Raw genomic sequence first — 11781 nt, forward strand, 5'->3', positions numbered from 1 at the left:
CTGACCAAATAATATCACTTTGGGGGCTCTTTTATGTTTAGCAAGGATATCGGTATTGATCTTGGCACGGCGAACGTGCTTATTCACGTGAAAGGAAGCGGAGTTGTTCTCAATGAACCTTCTGTCGTGACCATTGAAAGCGATACGAAGCGGGTCCTTGCTGTCGGGGAAGAGGCGCGTCGTATGGTAGGGCGGACGCCGGGTAACATTGTTGCCATCAGACCGCTGCGCGATGGTGTTATTGCGGACTTCGAAATTACGGAAGCTATGCTCAGGCATTTCATTAATCGTGTGGGAGCAAGAAGCTGGTACAGCCACCCGCGAATCTTGATCTGTGCACCAACGAATATCACTTCCGTAGAGCAGAAGGCCATCCGTGAAGCTGCGGAGCGCAGCGGTGCCAAAGAAGTGTTTTTGGAAGAAGAGCCGAAAGCGGCAGCCATCGGGGCAGGCATGGATATTTTTCAGCCGAGCGGCAATATGGTCGTAGATATCGGCGGCGGAACGACTAACGTTGCAGTCCTGTCTATGGGCGACGTAGTCACCGCCTCTTCTATTAAAGTTGCAGGGGACAAGTTTGACGAAGCCATTACCAAGTATGTCAAAGCCAAATACAAGCTCATGATCGGGGAACGCACAGCGGAAGATATCAAAGTAGCCATTGGTTCCGTGAACCCGTCCGGACATCAAGCCGAGATGGATATCCGCGGCCGCGATATGGTAACCGGTCTGCCGGTTACAGTCACGGTGTCAGGCAGTGAAGTGCAGGAAGCACTATGGGATTCCGTGCAATCTATTATCGCTGCAGCCAAGTCAGTATTGGAACGCACACCGCCTGAACTGTCTGCGGACATTATTGACCGTGGGGTAGTTTTGACTGGCGGAGGTGCACTGCTGAACGGACTGGATGAACTGCTGTCCAATGAACTGCATGTACCGGTATGGGTTGCAGAGGATCCGATGCACTGCGTTGTAAAAGGGACAGGCATTATGCTGAATAATTTGGACCAAGTGGTTAAGAAAAAGTTCTAGTCTGCCGATATAAAAAGCAAGCAGGTTCACCATACAGGTGAACAGAACGGACAAACAGCGCCTGCGCAGCAGGGACAAGCGTTTGAAGAGAGGGGTTCATTCATGTTAAGAGGTCTGTACACCGCTGCCGCGGGAATGATTACAGAGCAGCGCCGCCATGACACAGCTACGCAAAATATCGTAAATATGAACACAACGGGATATAAGCAGGTGAACAGTGTGAACCGTTCATTCCCGGAAATGCTCATTACGCTAATCGGCGGGGATGCCAATCTTCCAACCAAGCGGCTGGGCAGGCTCAATTCGGGTGTATTCGCGGAAGAGAGTTTATCGATGAATGTTCAGGGGACTCTTATGGAAACGAAACGAGGAAGTGATTTTGCGATCTCTTCCAACCTGAGTGTGAATGATCCACAGACGAACCAGCCTGTTGCGTTTGATGCTTCGGGCAAATTTGTAAGGGCAGATGGAACGGTCATGTTTCAGCCGCAGGCCTATTTCACGGTTCGGGATGCAGCTGGCAATACACGGTATACACGCGATGGTCATCTGGAAGTGAACGGAACCGGACAGCTTCTCAGTTCCACCGGTGCTCAAGTGCTGGATAACAATGGACAGCCGGTTGTGTTGACAGGTTCTGTAGAGCAATTTAAAGTGGATGAGCAGGGCCGCCTGGTGAATGCGGATACGGGTGCCCCGACAGGTGTTACCCTTGGCATCAGTATCATCGATCAGCCGAATCAGTTAATCCGTCAAGGGGACGGCAGCTTTAGTCTGAATGAAGAAGATGGAGCGACGGCGCGTATGATGGCTGCTGCGGATAATGTGCAGATTCATCAAGGTTACCTGGAAGGTTCCAATGTAGATGCTTCTCAGGCCACCGTTGATATGAATGCAGCATTCCGTGCCTATGAAGCGAACCAGAAGGTCGTTCAGTTCTATGACCGCAGTTTGGATAAAGCCGTTAATGAAGTTGGTCGTGTATAACAAATAACGCCAAGCGTACCCATATAACCGCACAGTGATGGGCTTAAGAGCCTTTCTCGAAGCAAAGCAGGAGGTTAAACCACCGCATGAACAATTCCATGATTAGTGCCAAGGTGTCCATGACCGCGATTCAGCAGCGGCTGGATGTCATTTCCGATAATATTGCCAACGTGAATACGGCAGGCTATAAGAGCAAGCAGGCAAGTTTTGAGGATGCTCTGACCCGTGTGCAGCAGCAGGATGACAAATACAAGCAGGATGGGCGCTCGACGCCGATGGGGTATAACCTTGGATTCGGAGCACGTCTCGTTAATCTCACCAGAGATATGTCGCAGGGCAGCATGAAAGAGACCGGCAATCCAACAGACTTGGCGATTGAAGGCAATGCGCTGTTTGCCGTTGAGGCAAACGGTCAGAAAGCATGGACACGTCAAGGGTCATTTCATTTTGTACCGGATATGCGTCCAAAAGCCAATCCTAATGATCCAGACCTGATGGTTCTGGTTAACAACGATGGTCATTTTGCTCTGAATCGTAGAGGAGAGCTGATTACAGCGCCGAGAAACAGTACGGTTGCTTTTGATGAAAAGGGTAACCTGCTGATGCGTCAGGGGAATGCGGCGAACGCAGTCATTACAGGACAGCTGCAGATGGTTGATATTGAACGCCCGGAGGGACTGGTGCAGCTGTCGGATAATCTGTTTGGTCTGAATGCCGGGTTAACGGAGAACGATGTGTTTGGGGCTAATGCGGCAGCGCGTGAGCCTGAAGCATCCATTCGCACAGGATTTCTGGAACAGTCCAACGTCGATATGGCGCAGGAAATGACGCTGCTCATGCAGGGTCAGCGGACATATCAGCTGGCAGCAAGGGCACTTACGTCCAGTGATTCCATGGCGGGTCTTGCCAATAATATGAGAGCATAAAGGTGAATGGGATGACAGAAACACAGCAGCAGAACAGCAAGCCGGAACAGAAGGAAGTCAAGAAGAAAAAGAAGAGCGGGTGGCGCATCGCAAGATGGTTCCTGGTCCCGATTCTGCTTGTTCTTGCCCTCGCTGGCGGAATGGTCGCTGGATATGTGGTACTGGGCAAACAGGATATCGGTTCCGTATGGCAATGGAGTACCTGGAAACATGTCTATGACTTGGTATTTGCTCCATAAGATAACGAGTTCGGCGAAAACTCCTGCGCATGCAGGAGTTTTCTTTTTGGTGTTGAAAACAGTATAATGATTGATGTTGAGAACAGTGTAGTGATGGATGACGTTTAACGTCAGAAGAGGCCTCCCCTGCGATAGACATGCTGTCATCGCGAAGAGAGACCCCTTATCTCAACCTTCACTACTGCAGTCATGAAGGATATAACTAGTGTTAACGCTAAATCAACATTTCATACACAATTAAAAATGAAAAGAAACATTTATATGAGGATCGACTTAATCATGCTTGTTTAATGGTTTGCACTACAGTAAGTGGAGGGAACGGAATCGTTCAAAAGAAGCAAAGCGTTCGCGTTTGTCCCCGAATTTTAACCATTGGAAAATGGATCAAAAAAATTCGGGGGCAATGGCGATCAAAGAACGATTCGTTCCCGAAACGACGCTATTGTGCCGACATTGCTGCATGATGGGGAGCCTTCGTATAAACACCCCGAGAGGAGATTACATTGTGCTTGATATCAAACAAATTCAATCCATTATCCCGCATCGCCCGCCGTTCCTGTTGGTGGACCGAATTCTAGAGATGGAGGATGGCAAACGTGCCGTTGGTTTGAAAAATGTATCCATTAATGAACCGTTCTTCGTTGGTCACTTTCCTGAATACCCGGTAATGCCCGGTGTACTGATCACGGAAGCACTGGCTCAGGTGGGTGCAGCAGCCATGCTGAATCTGGAAGCCAACAAAGGCAAAATCGGATTCCTGGCGGGACTGGACAATTTCCGATTCCGCGGACAAGTTGTGCCTGGAGATACGCTGATTCTGGAGGTCGAAATCACACGTTTGAAAGGCTCGATTGGCAAAGGTAAAGCAACTGCTCGCGTAGAAGACAAAGTCGTTGCTGAAGGCGAGATTATGTTCGCGCTTGCAGACCCAAGCTGATTACATAGGCGTGTATATGTATATGTCATGCAGATAAGTTGAACTAATCCTTTACACATGGAAGGTGGTTCGCTCATCGAAGCGCAGGTGTAAATATCTTTAGTTCAACTTATGAATATGCTGACAGCTAAGCTGATCAAGAGAATTTTATATAGACGGAAGGGGCTTATTGGACATGGAACAGTTAAGCGCAGCAGCAGCCGAGACACTGCAGCAGTGGTTGGAGGATGCTTCCATTGATGAAGCAACCAAACAGGAGCTTCGTGATTTGAAGGATCAGCCAAAAGAGCTGGAGGAACGTTTCTATAGAAATCTGGAGTTTGGGACAGGCGGACTGCGCGGTGTAATTGGTGCAGGCAGCAACCGGATGAACAAATATACGGTGGGTCGTGCGACGCAGGGCTTCGCCCGGTATTTGCTGGAGCAGCATGGGGACAAGGAAGGCAAACCTTCCGTTGTCATCGCGCATGACTCCCGTCATTTCTCACCTGAATTTTCACTGGATGCCGCATTGGTGCTGGCGGCAAATGGCATCGTGGCCAAGCTGTACCCATCCCTGCGTTCTACACCGCAGCTGTCTTTCAGCGTGCGCCATCTGCAGGCGACAGGCGGTATTGTCGTGACGGCAAGCCATAACCCGCCAGAGTATAATGGATACAAAGTATACAACCACGAAGGCGGACAGCTGGTACCGCATGAAGCGGAGAAGGTCATTCAGTACATTCAAGAGGTTCCTTCCTTGGCAGATGTGAAGAAACTGACACGCGAAGAAGCGGAAGCACAAGGTTTGCTGATCTGGCTGGGTGAAGAAGAAGACCAGGCCTTCGTAAACACGGTGGCAAGCCGCAGTCTGAGCCGTGAATTGATCCAATCCGGCATCGGCCGCGATTTCAAAATCGTTTACACCCCACTGCACGGTACAGGTAACCTTCCGGTTCGCCGCGTATTGGAGCAGATCGGATTCGAACAGCTGTATGTCGTTGCTGAACAGGAGCAGCCGGATGCGGAATTTTCTACAGTAAAATCTCCTAACCCGGAAGAACGCGAAGCGTTCACACTGGCGATGAAGCTGGGTGAATCCGTAGGCGCGGACATTCTGATCGGTACAGACCCGGATGCAGACCGTATGGGAGCTGTCGTGAAAGACAAGGATGGCAAATATTTCGTCTTGTCTGGTAACCAGTCCGGTGCGATTATGATACATTATCTGCTGAGTCGTCTCCAAGAGACAGGCACGCTGCCGAGCAACGGTGCAGTGATCAAAACAATTGTAACAAGCGAGATGGGTGCGGTGATCGCACAGCATTATGGTGCAGAAGTGATGAACACCCTGACAGGCTTCAAATATATCGGTGAAAAAATGAACCAGTTCGAAGCTACCGGAAGTCATACCTTCCTCTTCGGATACGAAGAGAGTTATGGCTACCTCTCCGGCAGCTATGCTCGTGACAAGGACGCGGTGCTTGCCTCGATGCTGATTGCCGAAGCGGCAGCTTACTATAAGAGCCAAGGCAAAACACTCTACGATGTGCTGCAGGAGCTGTACAACCAGTTCGGATTCTTCATGGAGAAACTGGAATCCCGCACGCTCAAAGGCAAAGACGGTGTCGCTCAGATTCAGGCGAAAATGACCGACTGGCGTTCTAATCCACCGCAGGAAGTTGCCGGTGTTGCCGTACAGGATGTGCTCGACTATTCCCTTGGTCTGGACGGGCTGCCGAAGGAAAACGTACTGAAATTTATTATGGCGGATGGTTCATGGTTCTGCCTGCGTCCTTCCGGTACAGAGCCAAAGATCAAAGTGTACTTCGCTGTACGCGGCGAGAGTCTGGCAGATGCAGAGGACCGGATTGAACGTCTGGCTTCCGCGGTAATGTCACGTGTAGACGCACAATAAAACAAATGGTACTGTAAGGAATAGATGAGAAGGCCTCTCCGCACCGTAAGGTTGGTTGGCGGAGGGGTTTTTCTTTGAAATAAAAGTGGTTTTGTGCTGGCATATAAGAGAGCTTGTTAACACATGCTGAACGTAAGAATTACAAGAGCAGAACGGGCATTTGGTTCCAACAACTGAGGAGGTACATGTAGTGCGTCAAAAATGGGTTTTATGGAATAACGCTTCCCGGAAGTGGTTATGGCTCATCGTTATTATTGGTCTGGTTGCATCTATTCCGGTCATCCGTGATCGGGTGCAGACCGAATCTTCTGCCAACAAAGTGGAACTGGTCTTCAACTATCGGGGACTGCTGGATATTTCCGCGTATCAGGCTCATCCGCAGGACTTTATTAATCAGCAAATGACACGTCTGAAAGATGCCGGCGTGACTACGATGGCTGTGTTTGAGAGTACGCTGGACGAACTCAAGAAAACTCGCCGCTTGATGGTTTATTCAGGTCAAGATATTGCGAACATGACGAAGCAGCTTATTCCTTCGAATGCGAACTATACCTATGTGCTGTTCACATCCGAAGAGAATGCGCAGACCTACACCCCTATCATTGAACAAACGTTCGCTGAGCGTCAGATCCCGGTTGAACCTTGGGAGTATGAAGGCCGCAGCGGCTTAATATTACAGACACCACCGGAGAATGCCAACATGCAGCCAATGCAGCCTGATCCGGTTGCGGTGAAATTGCTGCGTGATAACGGTTTTCATATTCTACCCCGTATCTCCGATACAGTACCTTACAACCAGCAATCGATGGAGCGACTGCTCACCTTCTTCGAAGAGAATGGTGTGACACGTATCCTGTTTGATGGGGATGCAGTGAAAGGGTACAATGATAATGCAGAGATGAAAAGCCTGGATCAGTTTGCTCAGCTGCTGAACAAACATCATATCGGTCTGGCGGCGATTGAAAATCTGAAGAAGCCGCAGGCTGGATTCCAGACGCTGGCTTATAAGATTGATTACAACGTAACACGTCTGTACTCACTGAGTGATGCAGATGCAAATCTGAAAGAAGATACGATTGCTGATCGTTTTGTATTGGCAGCGAAGGACCGCAACATTCGAATGATCTATATGAATGCTGCGCCTAGCCGGAATACTGCCAAAGCGGCAATCACCGATCCGATCGAAAATCTGATCAACAGTCTTGGTGAGCCGGGACATGCCGTTGAACGTATGGGTAAACACGGCTTCGAGCTTGGACAAGCTGAAGCATTCACCGTGAAAGATTCGTCCATTCAGCGTTATGCGAAGCTTATTGCTCTCATTGGGGCAATTGCCTTGATTGCACTGATGGTTTCTTATTTTGCACCCGTGTTAACCATTGCTGTATTCCTGCTTGGGCTGGTGGGAAGTGCAGGACTGTTCCTTTTGAAACCGACACTGCTGGAGCAGGGGGTTGCCTTGCTGGCAGCCATTGCTGCACCAACCATTGCGATGGTGCTGGCTGTTCGTACCGTAAACGCAACGCAGCTTCGTCAGCCGGATGCGCCTGCGGGCCGCCGTTTGGCACAGACTATCGTTTTATATGTAAGAACATCCGTTATTTCGTTCATCGCTGTACCATTTGTAATCGCACTGCTGAATAACATTACGTACAGTCTGGTTATTAACCAGTTCCGTGGCGTGAGTCTGCTGCACTTTGCGCCGATTGGTCTGGTTGCGATCTACATTGTGTTCTATCGCGGCTCCGGTTCAATCTCTGTAAAACAAGTGAAGGACCTGCTGCGTATGCCGATTAACATCATTATGGTTATATTGGCACTTGTCGCTGCCGTTGTTGGATATTATTATTTGAGCCGAACAGGTAACGCTGGTTCCGTTACGCCATTTGAGATGTTCTTACGCGTAACGCTGGAAGATACGTTCGGTGTACGGCCTAGATTCAAAGAATTCATGCTGGGACACCCACTATTTATCGTTGGCGTGTTCGCCGCTTTAAAATACCGCAAAGTCATCTTCGCGCTGATAATCGCCACGATGGGACAGTTGTCCATGGTTGATACGTTTGCGCATATTCATACACCGGCTGTACTGTCACTGATTCGTGGGGTGATGGGGCTCGGACTTGGCTTGATCTTGGGTATCATCGCTGTGGGTGTGTGGCAAGTCGCGGAAGGATGTTGGAAAAAATGGTCACCACTTCTAAAAAGTTAGTCATCTCGGGATACTACGGATTTCACAACAGCGGAGATGAAGCTGTACTGAAATCCATTCTGACCGCACTGGAAGAAGAGAGCCAGCGGTCGAATGTTACCATTGAACCGATTGTGCTCTCGATCGACCCGGAGTGGACAACCTCCATGCACGGTGTTCGTTCCGTGCATCGGATGAAGCTGAAGGAAGTTCGTGAGGCACTGAAAGAAAGTGACGGTCTCATCAGCGGCGGGGGAAGTCTGCTGCAGGATGCAACGGGTTTGAAGTCCATTCCGTATTATCTCGGTGTAATCAAGCTGGCTCAATGGCTGAAAAAACCTACATTTATCTATGCACAGGGGATTGGCCCTGTTAACCGTAAAATATTTAACCCGATGATCAAATCTGTCTTCAAGTCCTGTACCTATGTATCGGTACGGGACGAACAGTCGGCAGATTATTTACGCAGACTCGGACTGAAATGGAACCAAATTCACGTGGTTCCTGATCCGGTCATGGGACTGCCGCTGCCGGATAAAGCTTTAGTTGATCGAGGGTATGAATCTTCTGCTTCAGTGGATCATGTTCCTGCTGAGACAGGTGTTCCGGCTGTTACGAATGATGCTGCTCAAGTGAGTCAACAGCAAGTTCACACAGAGGCTGCCGTTGATAAACATGCCAAGCTTCCGGTCATCGGTGTGTCCGTGCGGTTCTGGGAAGAAGACCGTAAGGAGCTTACCGCCATCGCTGCTGGTTTGAAGAAGCTGGCGGCTAAGAAGGCTGTACATCTGCGCTTCATGCCGTTTCATCTGCCGGAGGATGTACAGGCATCTCGTTTTATGATGGAAATGCTCGGTGATGTAACAAGCAAAGGCTGCGAGGTCAGCATCACAGAAGATCTCACCGATCCACAGCAGATGTTGGAGGAAGTGAGCCGCTGTGATCTGATGATCGGTATGCGTCTGCACAGCCTGATCTACGCAGCCTCGCAGTATGTTCCACCAGTCGGCATTTCGTATGATCCCAAGATTGATCAGTTTCTGCTCCGTTTGGATAGTGAACCGGCGGGCAGTACCACCACACTTGATGGCGATAAACTCGCGGTCACCGTGGCGAAATTATTGGATCAGCGTTCACAGTGGCTGAAGGAACATGAGGATCAAATTACGTCATTGAAGCAGGAGGCAAGAGAGCCTGCCAAGCAAATTATTACCTATTTAGGCCGCAAAGGATGAGATAACAATGAGTCAGACCGGATCTATTCCTACCGTTTCGATCTATGGTATCCCCTTTTCCAAGTTAACGATGAAAGAAACGGTCAAGGTACTTGAAGAAGCCGTACTGTCCAAACAGCCGCATCAGGTCATTACCGCCAATCCGATTATGGTCATGGCTGCACTGGAGAATCCCGCAATGATGAAAGTCATGCAGGATGCCGAGATGATTGTTCCAGACGGAACGGGTGTGGTATGGGCTGCCAACTACTGCGGAGATCCTGTAGCAGAACGAGTACCGGGTTTCGAACTTTTACATGAATTGCTGCGGGTTGGTGAAAACTATCGATGGGGCGTGTACTTGCTTGGCTCCACACCTGAGGTGATTCAAGCTACCGCAGATCGGTTACAACAGCAGTATCCGGCGATTCGTATTGTGGGTTATCGAGACGGTTTCTTTGGTTCGGCGGAAGATGAGCAGGTTGTTGCTTCGATTCGGGAGGCAGCACCGGATCTGTTATTTGTTGCTCGCGGGGCTGATACACAAGAGCCTTGGATTCACAAATACAAGCATGAACTTCAAGTTCCTGTTACCATGGGGGTTGGAGGAAGCTTTGATATCATCTCGGGCAAAATGAAACGTGCACCTATACTGTTCCAAAAGTTGAGACTGGAATGGTTTTATCGTCTGTTACGTCAGCCGAGCCGGGCTGGACGCATGCTTGCGCTTCCGAAATTCGCGATCAAAGTGATGCAGGACAAAGAAAACGTGACAAAAGCCCGTTAAAAACAGGCAATTGCGAGATAAATGCGTGTTTTTGCTAGAAATTGAGGATGGCTTTTCGCATATGATCAGCGTATAATTCATTGCGGATTGATGTGTGTCACTCCATGAAAACGGATTTGTTGCACATAAACCACTACGATGTCAGAATAACCTTTTGATCACTCTTATCCCTGAATTCTCTTGATTGATCCTCCTATGAGGATAGAATTCCGTGATAAAGGCGAACGCTGCGCTTCTACAGGTTATTTCTGCCCTCTACGTTAAAAGTGCAACAGGAATTTTTTCATCAACACTGACAAACATGTTTTTTATATATAGAAAAAAAGAGATCAGGGGATTTATAATTTGTTCGGTATTATAATTGGGGGTCGAATGTTCAAATGGTAGCGATCTTTATCATTGGATTTCTCGTGTCAATGGGACTTGCTTTAGCTCTGACACCACTTGTTAAAAAGTTCGCAATCCGCATCGGTGCTATGGATACACCGAATGCGCGTAAAGTGCATACCCGAATTATGCCGCGTCTTGGCGGATTGGGTATATTCCTTGCCTTTGTTATTACGGTTGCGGCACTGCTGCCGTTTGTCTCTGCCTGGTTCACAACGCGGGATATGAGTTTTGTCAGTGCATTTCTGGTCGGAGGCTCCATCATTGTACTGATTGGTGCTTTGGATGACCGTTTTGAACTGTCTGCGAAGGTGAAACTGCTCGGACAGATCGTGGCTGCATCTGTAGTTGTGTTTGGATTCAACATCCGTGTAGACTTTGTCAACATTCCGTTTCAGGATGCGTACTCTTCACTCGAAACATGGGTATCCATCCCGCTGACGATTTTATGGATTGTTGGTGTAACGAATGCGATCAATCTCATTGACGGACTGGATGGTCTGGCTGCCGGTGTGTCCGGTATTGCCATTGGTACCATTGCGGTGATGTCATTCCTGATGGGCAATACGATGATTGCTCTGATGTGTCTGGTGCTGCTCGGCAGCATTATCGGATTCCTGTTCTTTAACTTCCATCCGGCGAAAATATTTATGGGGGATACCGGTTCGTTATTCCTTGGTTTCTCGCTGGCGATGCTCTCGATGCTCGGATTCAAACAAATTGCAGTCGTGTCCTTCATTACACCGCTGATCATTATTGGTGTACCGCTCTCGGATACGCTGTTCGCCATTATCCGTCGTGCAGTGCAGCGGAAGCCGATTTTCTCACCGGATAAAGGTCACCTGCATCACTGCCTGCGTGAACTTGGATTCAGTCACCGTCAGACTGTACTGATCATCTACGGTATTGCCGCATTCTTCGGTGTGCTGGCCATTATCCAGTCTTCGGCAGCCATGTTTGAAGCCAATTGGGTAACCTTTGTCGTCATCTGTATTATGATGTTCTTCCTGCAGGTTGGTGCGGAGGTCATCGGACTTGTAAGCAAAACCAGAAAACCGGTGATCAACTTCCTGATGCGTATGCGCGTGAAGCTGAACCCGCAGACCCGCTCGAAATCTTAAAGCAAATTATATGGATTCCCGCTATTGTAGAATATATTACAGACCCTGACCTTATCCCGTTCG

10 protein-coding genes are annotated in these 11781 nt (G+C 49.1%); all 10 read left to right on the forward strand.

Annotated elements, in window-relative coordinates; genetic code table 11:
* Positions 1–33 precede the first annotated feature (33 nt).
* Entirely contained in the window at positions 34–1032 is a 999-nt protein-coding gene (locus tag ABXS70_RS29125; protein WP_342553070.1) for a rod shape-determining protein, read from the forward strand.
* 102 nt (positions 1033–1134) lie between these two features.
* Positions 1135–2019 carry a flagellar hook-basal body protein gene (locus tag ABXS70_RS29130; protein WP_342553069.1) on the forward strand — a complete coding sequence of 295 codons (885 nt, stop codon included), beginning with the start codon at positions 1135–1137 and terminating at the stop codon, positions 2017–2019.
* 86 nt (positions 2020–2105) lie between these two features.
* Positions 2106–2945 (forward strand): flagellar hook-basal body protein, encoded by an 840-nt coding sequence (locus ABXS70_RS29135; protein ID WP_342553068.1) that lies wholly within the window; start codon positions 2106–2108, stop codon positions 2943–2945.
* Between the two features lie 11 nt (positions 2946–2956).
* Positions 2957–3184 carry a DNA-directed RNA polymerase subunit beta gene (locus ABXS70_RS29140; RefSeq protein ID WP_342553067.1) on the forward strand — a complete coding sequence of 76 codons (228 nt, stop codon included), beginning with the start codon at positions 2957–2959 and terminating at the stop codon, positions 3182–3184.
* Positions 3185–3689: 505 nt separating this feature from the next.
* Positions 3690–4121 (forward strand): 3-hydroxyacyl-ACP dehydratase FabZ, encoded by a 432-nt coding sequence (gene fabZ, locus ABXS70_RS29145; RefSeq protein ID WP_366292919.1) that lies wholly within the window; start codon positions 3690–3692, stop codon positions 4119–4121.
* Positions 4122–4296: 175 nt separating this feature from the next.
* Complete coding sequence (locus tag ABXS70_RS29150) at positions 4297–6018, forward strand: phospho-sugar mutase (protein ID WP_366292922.1); 1722 nt, start codon at positions 4297–4299, stop codon at positions 6016–6018.
* Positions 6019–6208: 190 nt separating this feature from the next.
* Entirely contained in the window at positions 6209–8230 is a 2022-nt protein-coding gene (locus ABXS70_RS29155; RefSeq protein ID WP_366292924.1) for a DUF5693 family protein, read from the forward strand.
* Positions 8206–9444: a polysaccharide pyruvyl transferase CsaB gene (gene csaB, locus ABXS70_RS29160; RefSeq protein WP_366292927.1), complete on the forward strand. Its 1239-nt coding sequence runs from the start codon at positions 8206–8208 to the stop codon at positions 9442–9444. The genes ABXS70_RS29155 and csaB overlap by 25 nt, the downstream gene beginning before the upstream one ends.
* A gap of 7 nt (positions 9445–9451) precedes the next feature.
* The gene (locus ABXS70_RS29165; protein WP_342553062.1) at positions 9452–10210 is read left to right on the forward strand and encodes a WecB/TagA/CpsF family glycosyltransferase; all 759 of its coding nucleotides are present in this window, start codon (positions 9452–9454) and stop codon (positions 10208–10210) included.
* Between the two features lie 380 nt (positions 10211–10590).
* Positions 10591–11718: an MraY family glycosyltransferase gene (locus ABXS70_RS29170; RefSeq protein WP_342553061.1), complete on the forward strand. Its 1128-nt coding sequence runs from the start codon at positions 10591–10593 to the stop codon at positions 11716–11718.
* Positions 11719–11781 lie beyond the last annotated feature (63 nt).

The organism is Paenibacillus sp. AN1007 (assembly GCF_040702995.1).
GTDB lineage: Bacteria > Bacillota > Bacilli > Paenibacillales > Paenibacillaceae > Paenibacillus.